15 protein-coding genes and 2 other annotated features are annotated in these 18,800 nt (G+C 33.6%); all 15 genes read left to right on the top strand.

The window, feature by feature from the left end; genetic code table 11:
- The first annotated feature begins 143 nt into the window (after window positions 1-143).
- Complete coding sequence (locus AC1VAQ_RS18970) at window positions 144-914, top strand: class I SAM-dependent DNA methyltransferase (protein ID WP_302596858.1); 771 nt, start codon at window positions 144-146, stop codon at window positions 912-914.
- Window positions 914-1,792, top strand: coding sequence for an Hsp33 family molecular chaperone HslO (gene hslO, locus AC1VAQ_RS18965; protein ID WP_479904396.1), 879 nt, complete (start codon window positions 914-916; stop codon window positions 1,790-1,792). The genes AC1VAQ_RS18970 and hslO overlap by 1 nt, the downstream gene beginning before the upstream one ends.
- A 167-nt stretch (window positions 1,793-1,959) precedes the next feature.
- Complete coding sequence (ytxC, locus tag AC1VAQ_RS18960; protein WP_302596856.1) at window positions 1,960-2,802, top strand: sporulation protein YtxC; 843 nt, start codon at window positions 1,960-1,962, stop codon at window positions 2,800-2,802.
- Between the two features lie 93 nt (window positions 2,803-2,895).
- Window positions 2,896-3,182 (top strand) — a binding site (T-box leader).
- A 183-nt stretch (window positions 3,183-3,365) separates the two neighbouring features.
- The gene (thrS, locus tag AC1VAQ_RS18955; RefSeq protein ID WP_479904397.1) at window positions 3,366-5,288 is read left to right on the top strand and encodes a threonine--tRNA ligase; all 1,923 of its coding nucleotides are present in this window, start codon (window positions 3,366-3,368) and stop codon (window positions 5,286-5,288) included.
- A 310-nt stretch (window positions 5,289-5,598) separates the two neighbouring features.
- Window positions 5,599-5,866 (top strand) — a binding site (T-box leader).
- A gap of 117 nt (window positions 5,867-5,983) precedes the next feature.
- The gene (thrS, locus tag AC1VAQ_RS18950; protein WP_479904395.1) at window positions 5,984-7,960 is read left to right on the top strand and encodes a threonine--tRNA ligase; all 1,977 of its coding nucleotides are present in this window, start codon (window positions 5,984-5,986) and stop codon (window positions 7,958-7,960) included.
- A gap of 611 nt (window positions 7,961-8,571) precedes the next feature.
- Window positions 8,572-9,063, top strand: coding sequence for a translation initiation factor IF-3 (infC, locus tag AC1VAQ_RS18945; protein ID WP_302599543.1), 492 nt, complete (start codon window positions 8,572-8,574; stop codon window positions 9,061-9,063).
- Between the two features lie 48 nt (window positions 9,064-9,111).
- A complete protein-coding gene (gene rpmI / locus AC1VAQ_RS18940; protein ID WP_302599540.1) occupies window positions 9,112-9,315 on the top strand; it encodes a 50S ribosomal protein L35 in 204 nt (67 codons plus the stop codon).
- Between the two features lie 26 nt (window positions 9,316-9,341).
- Window positions 9,342-9,698 (top strand): 50S ribosomal protein L20, encoded by a 357-nt coding sequence (gene rplT / locus AC1VAQ_RS18935; RefSeq protein WP_054739879.1) that lies wholly within the window; start codon window positions 9,342-9,344, stop codon window positions 9,696-9,698.
- A gap of 781 nt (window positions 9,699-10,479) precedes the next feature.
- The gene (locus AC1VAQ_RS18930) at window positions 10,480-12,156 is read left to right on the top strand and encodes a methyl-accepting chemotaxis protein (RefSeq protein WP_302599539.1); all 1,677 of its coding nucleotides are present in this window, start codon (window positions 10,480-10,482) and stop codon (window positions 12,154-12,156) included.
- A 209-nt stretch (window positions 12,157-12,365) separates the two neighbouring features.
- Entirely contained in the window at window positions 12,366-12,989 is a 624-nt protein-coding gene (locus AC1VAQ_RS18925; protein WP_302599538.1) for a TetR/AcrR family transcriptional regulator, read from the top strand.
- A gap of 39 nt (window positions 12,990-13,028) precedes the next feature.
- On the top strand, window positions 13,029-14,462 hold the full coding sequence (locus AC1VAQ_RS18920) for an efflux RND transporter periplasmic adaptor subunit (RefSeq protein ID WP_479904394.1): 1,434 nt from the start codon (window positions 13,029-13,031) through the stop codon (window positions 14,460-14,462).
- The gene (locus tag AC1VAQ_RS18915; RefSeq protein WP_302599534.1) at window positions 14,462-15,154 is read left to right on the top strand and encodes an ABC transporter ATP-binding protein; all 693 of its coding nucleotides are present in this window, start codon (window positions 14,462-14,464) and stop codon (window positions 15,152-15,154) included. The genes AC1VAQ_RS18920 and AC1VAQ_RS18915 overlap by 1 nt, the downstream gene beginning before the upstream one ends.
- Window positions 15,155-15,165: 11 nt before the next feature.
- Complete coding sequence (locus AC1VAQ_RS18910; RefSeq protein ID WP_479904393.1) at window positions 15,166-16,377, top strand: ABC transporter permease; 1,212 nt, start codon at window positions 15,166-15,168, stop codon at window positions 16,375-16,377.
- 14 nt (window positions 16,378-16,391) lie between these two features.
- Complete coding sequence (locus tag AC1VAQ_RS18905; RefSeq protein WP_302599531.1) at window positions 16,392-17,594, top strand: ABC transporter permease; 1,203 nt, start codon at window positions 16,392-16,394, stop codon at window positions 17,592-17,594.
- A 20-nt stretch (window positions 17,595-17,614) separates the two neighbouring features.
- The gene (locus AC1VAQ_RS18900; RefSeq protein WP_303244251.1) at window positions 17,615-18,679 is read left to right on the top strand and encodes a TolC family protein; all 1,065 of its coding nucleotides are present in this window, start codon (window positions 17,615-17,617) and stop codon (window positions 18,677-18,679) included.
- Window positions 18,680-18,800 lie beyond the last annotated feature (121 nt).

Here is an 18,800-nt window from a genome sequence, read left to right as displayed (position 1 = left end):
ATATTATATAGTATCATAATATGATAAAAAAACAATAAAAATTTAAAATGTTAATTTTATATCTTTACTGTCCATACTAGATAAAATAAGATAAAACATGTATAATAAATTGTTAGACATAAATAGCTAGCGAGGTGCGTAAAGTGGAAGCTTATAATGAATTTGCAAGAGTATATGACACATTCATGGAAGATACACCTTATGATAAATGGGTGAATTTCATTGATGAATGTATGAAGAAATATAATGTCACACCTAATATTGTATGTGATTTAGGTTGTGGTACTGGGAAAATGACAAGCATCTTTGCACGTCGTGGCATTGAGATGATTGGAATTGATAACTCAGAAGAAATGCTAATGGTAGCAAGAGAAAATGCTTATGAGGATGAATTAAATATTCTTTATCTCATGCAAGATATGTCTCAGTTTGAACTTTATGGGACAGTAGACCTTATTTATAGTGCCTGTGATTGCATGAATTATCTTGTAGAAGAAAAAGACGTACTTAGTACTTTAAAATGGGTAAACAATTATTTAGAGCCAGAAGGACTTTTTATTTTTGATATTAATACACCTTATAAATATAAAGAAGTACTTGGAAATCGTGTGTTCGCTCAGCAAGAAGCATCATCAGCCTATATTTGGGAAAATTACTATGATGAAGAAGAAGGCATCAATGAATATGAGGTAAGCTTCTTTATTCAAGATGAAGAAGATGGTAGATATGACCGTGCCGTAGAAAATCATTATCAAAGAGCTTATAGCATAGAACGTATGAAAGAGCTTATTAGTGAAGCAGGACTCGAGCTTATTGGTGTATATGATGAATATAGCTTTGAACCAGTAAGAGAAGACAGTCAAAGAGCAACCTTTGTTGCGAGAGAAAAAGGTAAGAGAAAGGAAATAAAATAATGACACAAAATAAAGATTATATGATTAGAGGTATTGATAAGGCTGGGAATTTTAGATTCTTCGGTGCCAATACAAAAACACTTGTCGATACAGCTTGTGAAAAACACCAAACATCGCCAGTTGTATCAGCAGCTCTTGGTAGAACCTTAACAGGTGCAGCTATGATGGGACATATGTTAAAAAATGACCGTGATAGAGTTTGCATTATTATTAAAGGGGATGGACCTATTGGTGGAATCGTTGTAGAAGCTAACGGAGCTGGAGAAGTAAAAGGTTATGCTTATAATCCACATGTAGACCTTCCACTTAACGAATTTGGTAAACTTGATGTAGCAAAAGCTGTTGGTAATGCAGGTATGACAGTTATTAAGGATCTTGGACTTAAAGAACCATATTCAGGACAAGTGCCAATGCTTTCAGGTGAAATTGCAGAAGACCTTAGTTTCTACTTTGCAGTATCTGAGCAAACAAATTCAGTTGTTATGCTTGGTGTACTTGTAGATAAAGATTACAGTATCAAACAAGCTGGAGGTCTTATGATTCAAGTACTTCCTAATGCAAAAGATGAAGCTATTACAGCCCTTGAAAATAAAATTAAGGATTTCAAATCATTAACAGAGCGCCTTGAAAAAGGTCAATCTATTGAGTATGTATTAGAACAACTTCTTGGTGAGATTGAAATCATGGATCGTACATCTGTTACATTCAAATGTGACTGTTCAAAAGAGCGTATGGAACGTGCCCTTATTACAGTAGGTAAAAAAGACCTTAAAGAAATGGCAGAAGAAGATGGTCAAGCTGAAATTGAATGTCCATTCTGCAGCAGCAAATATTTATTTACAAAAGACGAGCTTGAAGGGCTTATTGAAAGAATTTAATCTTTTGCTTTTGTTAAATGTAATGTATTAACTTTTTTGGGAAGTCTTCAAAATTCAGTTAGACAACCTTTTTTGTTTAAAAACGTATGAAAAGTTGCTAGTATGATGCAAGGTGGCAAGCTAAGTGTTATATACTAATAGTAGAGAACTACAATTGAGGTAACAACATGTGCCGTTATATTCTCTACACCACGCGTTATAAGGATGAAATACTGGCTAAGATTAAAGAAACTGAGCTCCAGGAAGAATTAGAAGGTAGGCTTGAGGTGAAGCGGATTGGAGCAATATGGGAAATTTATTATGAGATAGAGGAGAGCAAGGAATATTGCGATGAAGTTGTGGCACATGTTATAAGTGATGTAACTCAAAAGCAGGCGATTTATAAAGTGTGCCACAAAGCCCTTAAGAAAAGAGAAGACTTGGAGCCTATAGATAAGGAAGAAATTACAGAAGCATTTGTAACAGAAAATTACTTGTCTAGGCAAGAGGGCTTTTCCTCTATTACCTATTATCTCATATATGTGCCAATACTTGTAGAAGTTAGGAAAGAAGCCTCTTTTAATGTAGATGGCTGGTTACAGTTTCGAATTCAAAAGTACAAGGTTCTCTTAAATGATTTATTAGAGCAGTTTATAGCAGACTTTGAAATGAAAAAGGATGTGGTAAACTTTATTAGATTGATGCGAGATGTGAGCATGTTAAGTGTGCCGTTAGAAGAAATACTTCATCTAGTGTATAACAATGAAGGAAGTCCCCAATTATATAATAAAGATATGAAAAATGTAACAGGTTATTATATTAAAAAGTATTGTAAAGACCTTATATTAGATAGTACATTACATGAAGAGGACTGGATGCTCCATATCCTCATTACTGTTGTCCCAAAAAAAATAGTTGTGCATCATAAGGAGCGGGCGAAGCAAAAAAAATTCTTAAAGACTTTAGAAATTATTTTTGATGAAAGCATAGAATATTGCAAAGGCTGCAAGTATTGTAGATGTGAAGAATGAAGTAAGAAAAATGAGTAATTAAAGAATTAAGAGCCTGGAGACGTTGACAGGAAATGAGGAGAGTTATATAATAACAATAAATTCTATATTTTTTAGAAAACAATGATGAGGACAGTAGTTTGTAAAAGTTTTTTCAGAGAGAAGATGCATTGGTGGGAGCATTTTTAAAGCTTTATAAATGAAAACCACCTCGGAGTGATTGCAAACCAATCCGGTATTAGACCGTTATCATAATTAATAAGTGGCAGGAAATTAAGAATAGCTAATTTCTTTACAAAGAATGAAATATGGTTTTATATTTCATTGTTCCAAGAGAAATTGATGCTAATCAATTTCTTTGCAACAAGGGTGGAACCGCGGGTATAGCTCCCGTCCCTTTTAAATAAGTGATTATTTAGAGGGATGGGAGCTTTTTATATGCGTTTATATAAAAACAACTTTCTTTCAAATAATCAGCAGGATTATTTTATAATCAGCAGGATTATTTTATAATCAGCAGGATTATTTTATAATCATAGAATTGTTCTAAGTAAATTAAGTATTTGAAGGGAGTAGGAATAATGATTAAGGTAAGTTTAAAAGATGGTAGCGTCTTAGAATGTGAAGCAGGTAGTAGTATATTAGAAGTGGCAGAAAAAATTAGTAGCGGTCTTGCAAGAAATGCTTGCGCAGGACTTGTAGATGGTGAAATGATGGACCTTCGCCATGAGCTAGATAAGGACTGTCACTTAGAAATTTTAACTTTTGCAGATAAAGATGGTAGATGGGCATTTAGACATACTGCTTCTCATATTCTAGCACAAGCTGTTAAGAGACTTTATCCTAGCGTGAAGCTTGCTATAGGACCAGCTATTGATGATGGGTTTTATTATGACTTTGATTTTGAACGTTCTTTTACAGAAGCAGATTTTGAAAAAATTGAAGCTGAGATGAAAAAAATCGTTAAAGAAAAGTTACCTATTGAACGTTTTGAATTACCAAGGGAAGAAGCTATTGCTAAGATGAAGGCTGCTGGGGAACCTTATAAGGTAGAACTTATTGAGGATTTACCAGAGGGAGAAACAATTTCTTTCTATAAACAAGGAGAATTTGTGGATCTTTGTGCAGGTCCACACCTTATGACTACTAAACCGGTTGAAGCCTTTAAGATTATGTCTGTAGCAGGTGCTTACTGGCGTGGCAGTGAAAAAAATAAGATGTTACAACGTTTATATGCTACAGCATTTCCCAAAAAAGCTGAGCTTCAAGAACATCTTGATAAAATAGAAGAAGCTAAGAAAAGAGACCACCGTAAACTTGGTAAGGAATTAGAACTTTTTGCCTTACTTGATGAGGGGCCAGGATTCCCATTTTTCTTGCCAAAGGGTATGATTCTTAAAAATACACTCATTGATTACTGGAGAGAAATTCATAAAAAGGCTGGTTATCAGGAAATTTCTACTCCTATTATTTTAAATAAAGAGTTATGGTTAAGAAGTGGTCACTGGGATCATTACCGTGAAAATATGTATACTACAGTTATTGATGATGAAGATTATGCCATCAAACCAATGAACTGTCCAGGAGGTATGCTTGTTTATAAGACTAAGATGCGTTCTTATAAGGATTTACCTCTTAGAATGGGAGAATTAGGACTTGTTCATCGTCATGAACTTTCAGGTGCGCTCCATGGATTAATGCGTGTGCGTAACTTCACACAAGATGATGCCCATATCTTTATGCTCCCTGAACAAATTAAAGATGAAATTAAAGGTGTCGTAAGACTTATTGATGAAGTTTATAAAACATTTGGTTTTAAATATAGTATTGAGCTTTCTACAATGCCAGAAGATCATGTAGGTAAAATTGAAGATTGGGAAATAGCTACAAATGGTCTCCGTGAAGCTATTGAAGAAATGGGTTATGATTACGAAGTCAATGTAGGGGATGGTGCTTTTTATGGTCCTAAATTAGACTTTAAACTAGAAGATAGTTTAGGCAGAACATGGCAATGTGGGACAATTCAACTTGACTTCCAGCTTCCAGAGCGCTTTGAATTAGAATACATTGGTGCAGATGGTGAAAAACATCGCCCAGTTATGATTCACCGTGTAGTCTTTGGCAGCATTGAACGTTTCATTGGTGTCATCACAGAACACTTTGCAGGAGCTTTCCCAACATGGCTTGCACCAGTTCAAGTAAAAGTATTACCAATCTCAGACAAACATGGCGACTATGCTAAAAAGGTGGCAGAGACTTTAGATGAAGCTGGTATTCGAGTGGAAACTGATGAACGTAGTGAAAAGATTGGTTACAAAATCAGAGAAGCAAGAAATATGCGTGTGCCATTCATCTTAGTAGTAGGTGCCAATGAAGAAGCTAATGGTACTGTAAGTGTACGTAGCCGCAGAGGCGAAGAGGGCGCAATGAAATTAGAAGACCTTGTAAGTCGTGTGAAAGACGAGATTACAACAAGATATAATTATCTATTAGATGAAAATAAATAGTCATCTATGAGATATAAGAAGAGCTACTAAGGATTTCTCGATAGAAATCCTTAGTAGCTCTTTTAAAAGTGAGTTAAATATATTTCTAACAGCGAAAGTAGATAAAGAAGTTTAATCGAGTAAAATAGAACGCTATAAGATTAAACAGAGAGAAGATACGGGGCATTATGGCGTTTCTAATATAGACGATGGCGTGAGTTTTTGGTTTGAAATAAAATAAAGGAGTTTTAAGTCAAATTTCCTAGAAATAGCAAATGAGATATATTGACATAAGCAAATAGATTGATTAGAATAAATACATTAAGAAAATACTAAAACAATGATGAGACGAGTAACTTATAAAGAACTTTTTCAGAGAGAAGATGCATTGGTGGGAGCATTTTTAAAGCTTGTAAGTGAAGACTACCTCGGAGTGATTGCAAAACAATTCGGTGACCCCGTTATCGTCAAATAAGCGAGTGACTTTTAACTGTTTAATTTAGAAATGAGTTTCTTCTATACAATAAGGGAATGGTTTCGAATTAAAAATAAAAGTAACAAGGGTGGAACCGCGGGAATAAATATGTCCCGTCCCTTTTAAATAAGATGATTATTTAAAAGGGACGGGATTTTTTGCGTTCTAAAATAATAATCATCATAAAAGACAATCATAATGATTAAAAAGTAATAATTTAAAATTTGAAAGGAGCATTATAATGATTAAAGTTACATTAAAAGATGGCAGCATTAGAGAATGTCAAAAAGGCATTACAGTACTTGGCGTTGCAGAAGAATTAAGCAGTGGACTTGCGAGAGCAGCTTGCGCTGGTAAAGTAAATGGAGAAATGGTAGACCTTAGAACAGAGCTTAATGAAGACTGTGACCTTGAAATCTTAACATTCAATGATAAAGAAGGTAAATGGGCATTCCGTCATACAGCAGCACATATTTTAGCACAAGCTGTAAAACGCGTATTCCCAGGAGTAAAACTTGCTATTGGGCCAGCTATCGAAGATGGTTTCTACTATGACTTCGATACAGAGAGACATTTCGTAGAAGCTGACTTTGAAAAAATCGAAGCTGAAATGAAAAAAATCATTAAAGAAAAATTACCTATCGAGCGTTTTGAACTTCCAAGAGAAGAAGCTATTAAGCTTATGGAAGAATTAGACGAACCATACAAAGTAGAACTTATCAAAGACTTACCAGAAGGTGAAGTTATTTCATTCTACAAACAAGGTGATTTCACAGATCTTTGTGCAGGTCCACACCTTATGAGCACAAAACCAGTAGAAGCATTCAAAATCTTAAATGCTGCGGGTGCTTACTGGAAAGGTAATGAAAAGAACAAAATGCTTGCACGTATCTACGCTACAGCATTCCCTAAAAAAGCAGAACTTGCTGCACATTTAGAAGCTTTAGAAGAAGCTAAAAAACGTGACCACAACAAACTTGGGCGTGAACTTAAACTTTTCACAACAGATGATAAAGTAGGACAAGGACTTCCACTTCTTATGCCAAAAGGAGCGCGTATCGTTCAAACACTTCAACGTTTTGTAGAAGATGAAGAAGAAAGAAGAGGCTATGTACTCACAAAAACTCCTCTTATGGCTAAGAGCGACCTTTACAAAATGTCAGGTCACTGGGATCACTACAAAGATGGTATGTTCGTACTTGGTGATGAAGAAACAGATAAAGAAGTATTTGCACTTCGCCCTATGACATGTCCATTCCAATTTACAGTATATAATGCTGAACAACACAGCTATAGAGATTTACCAATTCGTTATGGTGAAACATCTACATTATTTAGAAATGAATCATCAGGTGAAATGCATGGTCTTATCCGTGTGCGTCAGTTCACAATTTCTGAAGGACACCTTGTATGTACACCAGAACAACTTGAAGATGAATTCAGAGGTGTAATTGAACTTATTAACTACATGATGACTACATTTGGAATTCAAGATGATATTAGTTACAGATTCTCTAAATGGGATCCAAATAACACAGAAAAATACATTGATGATCCAGAAGCTTGGGAAAGAACAGAAGGTCTCATGAGAAATATCTTAGATCACCTTCAAATTAACTACGAAGAAGCTGTAGGTGAAGCTGCATTCTATGGTCCAAAACTTGATATTCAGTTCAAAAACGTACATGGTAAAGAAGATACAATTATCACAGTACAAATTGACTTTGCATTAGGTGAAAGACTTGGTATGACATACATTGATGCAGATGGTGAGAAAAAACATCCACTTATCATTCACCGTACATCTATCGGTTGCTACGAAAGAACACTTGCTATGCTTATTGAAAAATATGCTGGTCAATTCCCAGTATGGCTTGCACCAACAGCAGTTAAAGTACTTCCAATCTCTGATAAATATGCTGACTACGCAGAAGAAGTTGTTAAAGAATTCAAAAACCGTGGCATCTTAAAAGTAGAAGCAGACTATCGTACAGAAAAAATCGGATACAAAATCCGTGAAGCACGTATGGAAAGAGTACCTTACATCGTAGTAGTAGGTGCTGATGAAATGGCAAACAAAACTGTTTCAGTTAGAAGCCGTCAAAAAGGCGATGAAGGCGCTATGCCACTTGCTGATTTCGTAAACCGCGTAGACGAAGAAATCAAAACAAAATATAATTACTTACTTCATATGGAACCACAAGAAGAAAGTAAATAAGATATAAGGCTGCTGCACGAAAGTGTTAGCAGCCTTTTTTCTTGGATATAAAGTTGTCCAAAAGAGTAAATATTATTTTTATTATTTCTCATCCACATTGTGGCAAGGTAAAAAGATAGTCATAGAAAGAATACAAACTGATTATACTAAATATAGCCTTTCAAAATGAAAGGCAACTCTAAAAAGGCGCCTTGAAGGATTGCTATAGATTAGACTCACTAAGTAGAGGGATAGTGAGCAGCTAAAAGTGATAATATTAGCTATGATGAAGAAGGCCAAATAAAAAAGAGGTGATTAATAAAATATAACAAAGCATTGTATTTTTAAAATGGAAAAAAATGAAAAACAAATATAATGTTGACAAGAGGAAGGGAACATGATATCATACTAGATGTTGAAGGCAACAGTGCCTAACAAGTAGAAGCTATTACTTCTCACCTTACAACGCTTAAGTTCGTAAGGTCATACTAATTTGAACTTAAATAACTAGTTTAGTATGATATAGAGAGGTGGGTAGTTTCGGCTATCCACCTTATTAATTATGTGGAAAAGCAACACAATATTTATATTTAGGCAAACAAATTTAGGAGGTGCCCATTATTAACGATTTAATGATCAACGAACAAATTCGTGACAAAGAAGTAAGACTTATAGGAGCAGATGGCGAACAAATCGGTATTGTTTCAGTTAAGGAAGCACAACGTATGGCTTCAGAAAAAAATCTTGATTTAGTTAAGATTGCTCCACAAGGAAAACCACCAGTATGTAAAATTATGGACTATGGTAAGTACAAATTTGATGCGGCTAAGAAAGAAAAAGAAGCGCGTAAAAAACAAAAGACTGTTAGCGTTAAAGAAGTTAGACTCTCAGCTAGTATTGAAAAACATGACTTTGAAACGAAGATGAGAAATGCAGCAAAATTCCTTAAAGCAGGGGATAAAGTTAAAATTTCTGTTGTGTTCCGTGGGCGTGAAATGATGCATACTCATAGAGGAAACGAACTTCTTGAACAAGCTTTAGTCTTAGTAGAAGAAGTTGGAGTAGCAGAACAAAAACCTAAATTAGAAGGCAGAGCAATGGTTATCGTGGTAGCACCAAAATAGTTACCTTTGATAAAATAAATATAAAGTATAAAAGGAGGACTTCTCAAAATGGCTAAATTAAAATTAAAAACTAATAGAGCAGCAGCAAAACGTTTCAAAGTAACAGGAACAGGAAAGTTAAAAAGAAACAAAGCTTACAAAAGACATATCTTAACAAAAAAATCAACTAAAACAAAACGTAACTTAAGAAAAGCTACATTAGTTGACTCATCAAATGAAAAACAAATGAAGAGAATTTTACCATATTTATAAGAAATAGACGATAGGAGGTCAAGCAAATGGCAAGAGTTAAAGGCGGAATGTCTACTAAAAAAAGACGTAATAGAGTATTAAAATTAGCTAAAGGTTATAGAGGAGCTAAATCTAAACAATTCAGAACAGCTAAACAAGCTGTAATGAAATCATTAAGCTACGCATACGTAGGTCGTAAATTAAGAAAAAGAGAATTCAGAACTTTATGGATCGCTCGTATCAATGCTGCAGCTCGTTTAAACGGTTTATCATACAGCCGTTTCATGAACGGATTAAAAAATGCTAACGTTAACATCAACAGAAAAATGTTATCAGAATTAGCAATCACAAACCCAGCTGCTTTCACACAATTAGTTGAAACAGCTAAAGCTAACTTAAAATAATTAATGTAATTATTATAGAAAAGGTGCCCTTAGGGGCACCTTTCAGGCTGTAGACAATTAACTTTTCCATAGTATTTTACTAGTCTAGAAATAGAAAACAGAGGTAAAAATGGACCTAAACTGCTCTTTTTACCCCTATTTTAATAGATTTTCTTGAATAATCCTCACTTAATTTGTGAGTTTATTTTGGGAAAATTCATTTGTCAACAATCTGAGGTGCCCTTAGGGGCACCTTTTTTGTTATGGTGTTGATATAGCAAAGTAGTTATAAAATTGAAAGATTTATTATTTTATAACATATGTAAAGAGTAAGCTTAACATAATAGAAAAGCTACAACAGCTCAGTGCAATAACAAGTTGAGTAAGTTTTCTAGTAAAACAATAGAGAATAAGTATAAAGATACTAAGAGATAAAAAGAAGAGAGAAATAAAATTAGCAACAGGAAGTAAAAAATTAAGTGTTATATACAGTAAAAATAAGGTAATAGCAAGTAAAAGAATGCCATAGATTCGAGTATAGTTGGTAACGTTACTTTTTTTATTGTGTATCATATAAAGTCCTCCTAAGTAATAAAATATAAAAAACTTCATACTACATCGTATGAAGTTTTTTTATGAGTATAACAAATAATAATTAAAAAATTAATAAATTAATTAAGTTAAATATTATAATTAAATAAAATAAGAAAATGTAGAAAATAGATTGAAGTATTTTTAACAATGTTCTATAATGGGCTTTGGTTTACAATAAATAGAAAAAAAGATAATGAGAGGAAAAAGAATGATAGATATGTACTATAAGATTTCAATGAGGATAAGGTTTAATGTAATTGTGAATGCAATTGTCATTATTGGATTGCTGATGGTGATGGTAAGTAGTAATATGATCTTATCAACAGAGGTTGAAAAGGTAGTTGTAAATAAGTCAATTGATGAGGCAGTGCAGATGGCAAGGCATTTAGGGACCTTGTTAGAAAAAGAGGCTAGTACAGCAGAAATTCAGAAGTTCACTGAAGAAACTGTTAGTACAAATAATCACGTAGCGTATAGTGTATTTATTGATAAAAATGTAGAAGCAATAGCACATAGTGATGTAGAAAAAATCGGAACCGTTTACCAAGATGAGTATACCATTAGTGGTGTTACCGAAGAAAAAGTTCAAACATCTAAATTCTTTGCAGAAGTACAAGATAAATGGACTTATGATATTATGGTACCAGTTAGCGTTAAGGGAAAAGTGATTGGTGCATATGATATAGGTGTATATATAGAAGAGGTTACATCTATCTTAAATTCGATAAAGCGATTACAAAGGGGACAGCTACTTGTATTTATTATTGTATTATCTGCTGTAGTGGCGTTGGTTTGTAAAAAGCTCTTTACACCATTAGGTGTTGTACGTGATATTTGTGAAAAAATACAAAATGGTGACTTAAGTATTACATTGGTAGATGAGTTAGTAAGACGTGAGGATGAAATTGGTGCTATTGGCAGGGCGCTAGAGGCACTTAAAAATAAAATTGCAGAAATTATGCATGCTATTGGAATAGAAGTGGAAGAAATAGAGCATGTGACATATCAGCTACAAGGTGGAACGGAAATAGCAATGACATCTTCTGTGAAAATGGAAGCAGAAATTCAAGATGTCGTTAAAGGAAGTGAGGAGCAATCTAGTTATGTCGCAACTGGTGCAGCCATTACGAAGGAGATTTGTTTGGGTATTGAACAAATTAATCAAAGTATAGAAAGTGTGACGAGTACGACAGGAGATACAGTGGCTAAAGCACAAGAAGGATACAAAGTATTAGGAGATACAATTAAAGAGATTCAAGTAGCTAATGAGACCCTAGAAGTTGTAACAAAGCAAATGAATGTATTAGATAAGCATTCAGAACAAGTGCAAGATATTACGGCAATGATTACAGGGCTTGCGAGACAGACTAACTTATTAGCGCTTAATGCAGCTATAGAAGCAGCACGTTCAGGAGAGTATGGTAAAGGATTCTCGGTTGTAGCTGATGAGGTTAAAGTATTAGCAGAACAAAGCAGCGAAGCAGCACAGAAGATAGAAGCTATTATTTCAGAAATTCAAAATGAAATTAAAAAAGCTGTTGTGCAAATTGGTGTGAGTACAGAATATGTAAAAAATAGTACAGATGCAGCACATAAAGCAGGTGTAAGTTTTGAGAGTATTTTAGCTGACATTAGTAGAATTTCAGAAGAAATGCAAGAGATTTCTAGTGCAACAGAAGAAGTTAATGCAGGTTCACAACATATGTTAGAAGATTTAAGTAATACTATGAAAATTACAAGTAAGCTTGTACATAATATAGAAAATATTGAAAAGGGTGCAATGATTCAAGAAGAACATATGCGAGATGTGTTAAAGATTACAGATAATCTAGGGAAAATGGTAACTGTTTTGAAAGATGTATTAGAAGAATTTAAAACAAAATAAAGCTCAAACAGTAGTGCTACCATCAAGTTATAATGACTTGGTGCTAGTATTTTTTTTGCTATAGTCAAAAAAGTAATAAGTTTAAGGAAAAAAGTAGGAAATATATGTTAATAATGATAAAAATTCTTTATAACATCCTAATTTATTGACTATTTAAAAGTGCAATAATATAATGAAAATGACTAATAAGTCATAAAGGATAGGATGTTATGAATGAAAAATTTCTAAATCTAAGGGAAGAAAAAAAAGAAAGTATTTTACAAGCGGCTATTAGTGAGTTTGCACAGGAAGGCTATGATAGGGCTTCCACAGATAATATTGTCGTTAAAGCTAAAATTTCTAAGGGGAGCTTATTTAATTATTTTATAAATAAGCAAGGGCTTTACGAAGATATTGTAAATTATATAATTGCTAAAGCGCAAAAGGAGGTTGTAGAGGAATTTACAAAGATTAAAGAAGAAGATTTCTATGGTAGGCTGAAGCGACTCTTGGTGATTAAGCATGATTATACGATGAGATATCCTTTAGAAGCCAAGGTTTTAAAGGATTATATTAATGCAAATAGTACAAGAGATAATGCGATTGTAAGGAAGTATAGAGAGATAGAACAAGCACTGCTTCAAAGACATTTGATTACATATTTAAATATAGAAGAAATAAGGCCAGGATTAACAGTCGAAGATGTGCTTTTTGTAACTAATACGCTTCTTCAAGCGGTATTAAAAAGACAAGATGAACTAGCTAGCTTTGATCAAACAGCGGGAACGAAGGAAGTAGTAGAAAAAGAATTAGATAAGTATATTTATTTATTAAAATATGGAATGTATAAATAGGATTAAGAAAAATTCTTAGGAGTAATAATGGAGGGCATTATGAAAGGAAAAAAGATATTAATCATTGTAGCAGTAGTGGTTGTTATGGGGATTTTAGTAGTTGCAGCCATCAAAAATAAACCACAGACAGAAGATACAATAGGCGGAGATAAGACAGGTATGCGTGTACAAGTTGAAAAGGTAAAAACAGATAACATTCAAACTAAGATTTCATCTAGTGGTAAGCTTGAAGCAGTAGATACGCAAACAGTTTATTTAGATACTAATAATAAAATCGTAACTGTTGTTAAAGAAGCTGGTGATACAGTTAAAAAGGGAGAAACAATCTTAACTTTAGATAAGGAAGCTTATCTTTCAAATCAAAAGGGATTAGAAGTGTTAGAAAGTCAACTTGCAGCAGCGAATCAGGCTTTAAATGACTTATTAGGGGAAGGCTCAAAGGGAGATATATTAAAAGCCCAACAAGGTATTGCAGCATTAGAAGATAGCAAGAAAAAATTACAAAATAGCATTGAAACAACTAAGGCAAATATAGAAACACTTGAAAGAGAGTTAGCGACTTCAGAAAAACAACTTAAAGTGGATGAAGAACTGTTATCAGAAGGACTTATTTCACAGGATGTAGTAGATAAAGAAAAAAATAGTATTGAAGATATGAAACAACAAATTGCACAAAGTAAAGATTCAATTACCTTATCTCAAGGAGAAATAAAGACAATTGACTTACAAATCACATCTTCACAGTATGATTTAGATGTACTTTTAAATAAAGAAGAAAGTACAGCTAAAAAAGAAGCAATTGCTGCTAAGCAGGCAGAAATTAAAGGTTATGAAAAGCAGATTTATGATACAAAAACCAGTTTAAACAAAGCAACAACAACCGTTGTAGCACCTATTAGTGGTGTCATTACTTCTTTACCTATGGAAGAAGGCATGAGCGTTGCAGCAGGAACGGCTTTATTTACTATTGTAGATCCAAGTAAATTAAAGGTACAATGTGATATTTCACCATATTATGCACCAGACTTAAAAGTAGGTTTAGATGCTATTGTTAAATATACAGGCTCAAAAACAATTGAAGTTGATGGAACAGTTTCAAAGATAGCTACAGTTGCAACGGTTAAAACAACAAGTAGTGGAGAAACAACTTCTTTACCAGTAGATGTAGAAATTAAAGAGCCAGGAGATATTATCAAACCAGGTTTTTCTGTAGACGTTAAAATTATTACAAATACTAGAGAAAATGTATGCGTAGTGCCTCTATTAGCTGTTTTAGAAGAAGATGACAATGAATACTATGTTTATGTTGTAAAAGAAGATGGGTCATTGGAAAAGAGAAGTGTTACACAAGGGCTTAGTAATGGGCTTTATATAGAAGTAGAGGGTGTAGCTGAAGGTGAAATGGTTATAAGTAACCCATCTGATACTTTAACAGAAGATACAAAAGTTTCTTATGAAAAAGGTGATATGTAGTGATAGATATAAGAAATGTTAATAAGGTTTATCGTAATGGGCGATTAGAATTACAAGCTTTGTTTAATATTAACTTTAAAGTAGAAAAAGAAGAATTTGTTTCTATCATGGGAGCTTCTGGTTCTGGAAAATCTACATTCCTACAAATATTAGGGTGCCTTGATCATGCGACAAGTGGTACATATATACTAGATGGTATTAATATTTCGGAAGCAAGTGATAAAGACTTTTCAAAGATTCGTAATCAAAAAATAGGTTTCGTATTTCAAGCCTTTAATTTACTTCCTAAGCTTACAATTACAGAAAATGTAGAATTGCCTATGATGTATGCAGGAATTAAGCCTAAAGAAAGACGAGAAAGAGCTGTAGATGCACTGATTAAAGTAGGACTTGGAAATCGTATTAAACATACACCTAATGAAATTTCTGGTGGACAAAGACAAAGGGTAGCAATAGCAAGAGCACTTGTGAATAACCCAGCTATTATATTAGCGGATGAACCTACTGGTAATCTAGACAGTAAGTCTAGTGTTGAAATTATGAATATTTTCCAAGGGCTTAATAATGAAGGTGTTACGATTGTTATGGTTACTCATGAACCTGATATTGCAGAGTTTACAAAAAGAAAGGTTGTTTTTAGAGATGGTATCATTATTGATGATGCCCCCATACTGAATAGGCGAGGTATATAGGTATGGATATAATGGAAACGATTAAAATGGCTTTAAAACAGCTCTTGGGGAATAAAGGACGAACTTTTTTGACGATGTTAGGAATGTTCATAGGTGTTGGTTCAGTTATTATGATTTTTGCATTAGGTAGTGGTTTTCAGGAGTTTATCAAAGATCAGTTTGTAGATTTAGGACTCGGTGTTTTTACAGTAAGTGCTAAAGAGGATAAAAGTGAATATCTTATTAATTTAGATGACGTAGAAGTAGTTAGACAACTAGAAGAAGTAGAATGTGTTGTAAGAGGTATTGATGCCGATGCTATTCTTACGAATGTAAAAGGTGAAGAATTTAAGATGACAGTAATAGGTGCGGAAGATGGTTATACAAGCGTCGTGGAACCTATTACATTAAGAGCAGGTAGAAATATAAGCGTGAGAGATCAAGAAGCAGGAACAGCAGTTGTTTTGATTGCAGACGTAGTCGGCAAAGCATACTTTGGAAATATTTCTTATGATGAAATGATAGGTGAGACAATGGACATCACTGTCAATAGTCAACCTACAAGTTTTCAGGTTATAGGTATATATAAAACAGAAACTAAGGAAAATTTAACGCAAAAAGAGAAAGAAGCTTATTATAGCCGTAGGGAATTTGATGTGCCCTTTAATACACTTAAAAATTTAATGGGTTCAGGCGAAGAAGTATCTCTAATAGCTGGTCTTGTAAAAGATGGTTATGATCAAACCGCAGTTGTAACTAAAATAGGACAAATTTTAAATCGCAAACATCATTTAAAAGATGGTTATCAGGTACAAAGTGTGGCACAGATAGTAGAAATGGTAGATACAATGATGAGTGTTATTACGATGTTTATTAGTGCACTAGCGAGTATTTCACTTGTAGTAGGCGGGGTAGGTATTATGAATATTATGCTTGTAACCGTTAAGGAACGTACAAGAGAAATAGGGATTAGAAAGGCACTGGGAGCGTCTAACAAAGTTATTTTACGACAGTTTATTATAGAAGCATTGCTGCTTACAGTAATCGCAGGACTTATAGGAATGCTTATAGGATATGTTGGTGCTGTTGTAATAGGCGCAAACTTTAATATACAGGCTAAATTTACGGTAGGGATGATTATGTTTGCAACCATAACATCTGTAAGTATAGGTCTAATCTTTGGGGTGTATCCAGCTTATCAAGCAGCTAGGCTAGATCCAATAGAAGCATTAAGAGCAGAATAAGGGAGGAAGGAAGTATGAATGAAACACTAAAAAGTGCCTTTGCTCAGCTTAAAGGTAACAAGCTTCGAACTTTCCTAACCATGCTAGGCATGCTTATTGGGATAGGTGCTGTTATTATCATATTAAGCTTAGGAGAAGGGGTAAAGGGATTTATAGATGATCAGTTCTCCACAGTAGGTAAGGGTTCCATACAAATTATGGTAAATGGATATGGTGAAGATTGTTTAATCACACCAGAAGACTTAGAAGCTTTAGCAGAAATACCACAAGTCAAGACGGTTATGCCGATACATGAGCAGTATTTAGGTTATGCTTCAGACTATAAAAATGAAGATAAGTCACTTCTGCTATTTGGTATTACATCCAATTATGAAGAGATTCAGAGTTTAAATTTGCGTTTTGGTCGTACATTTACGGAGCAAGATGAGACATTAAAGTTAAATGTAATGATAGTTGAAGACAATTTTGCAAAAATAATGTATAATACAACTAATCCGAAGGCTGTACTAGGAAAGGAATTAGATGTAAATGTAGGTGGTGAGGTACATAGCTTTGAAATCGTAGGTATTGTAAAGAGTCAATATCCATCTGCAGCACCTGAAAGCATGATTATGCCAATTATTTATATGCCATTTGCGACATTAGACCAATACGTTATGGATGGTGAGGGAAAAACTTATAATGCTATGGTCGTTGTAAAAGATGAATATGAAGCATCTGATTATAGTAAAGCAATTGGCAAACTCTTAGATAAAAGACATGGTCAAGATGGTTTGTATTATGCCAGTTCTGTTGCAGAAGTAAGCGATACTTATAATGATATTTTGGGTAAAGTTAATTTATTCACTAGCGTTGTAGCAGCTATTTCCTTGCTAGTAGGTGGCATTGGTATTATGAATATCATGCTTGTAACTGTTAAAGAACGTACGAGGGAAATTGGTATTCGAAAAGCTTTAGGGGCTACTGATAAACAAATCCTTACACAATTTTTAGTAGAAGCCATTATTTTAACTTTATTAGGTGGTATTGGCGGTTTACTTTTAGGATATATAGGTGGATTTTTGATTGGTGCCGCTATAACGATTACAGCTAAAATGACAGTTGGCATGGTGGTGTTCTCGGTAGGGACATCAAGTGTAGTAGGAATTATCTTTGGGGTATATCCAGCATATAAAGCAGCGAAGCTTGATCCTATTGAAGCACTTAGGGATGAATAAAGATTAAAGGAGGAGATTTTATGAAATTTAAAGCTATAGGCAAAGCTATGGCACTTATGTTAGGCGTAAGTTTAGCCATAACGCCAGTATGTGCGACAGAGACAACAAAGCCAGTTTTAGAAATTCAGAAGGCTATCGATATGGCAATTGGCAAAGATGATACAATTGGGCAGTATTCAAGAAATATTGAGGTTTATAAAGAACAACAAACAGGAACAAGTGATATTTCATCATTAAACTATAATACGAAAAAAATTGAAATCGAAGAGACAGAGCAGAAGAAAGTTTATAGAAAAGATGTTCTTACAAAAGAAGTAACAGATGCTTATCAAAACATGGTGTTATTACAAAAAAACATGGATTTATTAGAAGAACAAATTAATCTAGGTGAAAAACAAGTTAAGCAAATACAAATTAAGAAAGAAAAAGGCTATAGTGATGAATTAACTTATGAAAAAGCAGTTCAAAATTTAGAAAACACTAAGGTATCTCTTGAACAGGTAGAGAAAAATTTAGAGGATGCTAAAAAAAGTTTCTTACAACTTACTAATCTAAATGTTGATAATTATACTTTAGAACTAGATGCTACCTATGAACCACTTGTGCTTGATAAAGACATTACAGCTTATGCTACAGGGATGGCCAATCAATTAGTGAAATATATGAATCAAAAAGTAGAATTAAATGAAGAAAACTTCTGGGATACTATTTATCAATCAGGTCCAGAAGGGGGCGGCCCTACATATGCAACATATTTAGAACAAAAAGTAAGCATGCAAAATGCTAAAGATAATGCAAAGTCAGCTTATGATACTTATAAATTACTTATTCAAACAAAATACACAGCTCTAAATGCACAGCTTGATACTGTAAAAACTAAGATGAATGCTTATAATACTGCATTAAAAGATATGCGTGTATTAGAAATTAAATATAAAGCAGGCTATGTGAGTGCTATTGATTATGAGACACAAAAAACACAGTTAGATGCTTTAGAAGTTGATTATTTAAAAGAAGTTTTTGGTTATAATAGTTTAAAAGGACAAATTGAAAAACCTTGGACAATGAGTGAATATAGTTTTTAAATAAGTCCTAATAAATGAAATTATTTTATAGAACAGAAAAGATATAACATATAAAGTGTTATATCTTTTCAGGCTGTAGACAATTAACTTTTCCATAGTATTTTACTAGTCTAGAAATAGA

It is taken from the genome of Cellulosilyticum sp. (assembly GCF_982396655.1).
The sequence above is the reverse complement of the archived record's forward strand: the minus strand, read 5'-3'. Positions and strand labels throughout refer to the sequence as shown.

Coding starts and splice junctions, on each gene's coding strand:
- AC1VAQ_RS18930 (WP_302599539.1), top strand. CDS start 10,480: ATGATAGATATGTACTATAAGATTTCAATGAGGATAAGGTTTAATGTA.
- AC1VAQ_RS18920 (WP_479904394.1), top strand. CDS start 13,029: ATGAAAGGAAAAAAGATATTAATCATTGTAGCAGTAGTGGTTGTTATG.
- infC (WP_302599543.1), top strand. CDS start 8,572: ATGATCAACGAACAAATTCGTGACAAAGAAGTAAGACTTATAGGAGCA.
- rpmI (WP_302599540.1), top strand. CDS start 9,112: ATGGCTAAATTAAAATTAAAAACTAATAGAGCAGCAGCAAAACGTTTC.
- ytxC (WP_302596856.1), top strand. CDS start 1,960: ATGTGCCGTTATATTCTCTACACCACGCGTTATAAGGATGAAATACTG.
- AC1VAQ_RS18925 (WP_302599538.1), top strand. CDS start 12,366: ATGAATGAAAAATTTCTAAATCTAAGGGAAGAAAAAAAAGAAAGTATT.
- hslO (WP_479904396.1), top strand. CDS start 914: ATGACACAAAATAAAGATTATATGATTAGAGGTATTGATAAGGCTGGG.
- thrS (WP_479904395.1), top strand. CDS start 5,984: ATGATTAAAGTTACATTAAAAGATGGCAGCATTAGAGAATGTCAAAAA.
- AC1VAQ_RS18905 (WP_302599531.1), top strand. CDS start 16,392: ATGAATGAAACACTAAAAAGTGCCTTTGCTCAGCTTAAAGGTAACAAG.
- AC1VAQ_RS18900 (WP_303244251.1), top strand. CDS start 17,615: ATGAAATTTAAAGCTATAGGCAAAGCTATGGCACTTATGTTAGGCGTA.
- AC1VAQ_RS18910 (WP_479904393.1), top strand. CDS start 15,166: ATGGAAACGATTAAAATGGCTTTAAAACAGCTCTTGGGGAATAAAGGA.
- rplT (WP_054739879.1), top strand. CDS start 9,342: ATGGCAAGAGTTAAAGGCGGAATGTCTACTAAAAAAAGACGTAATAGA.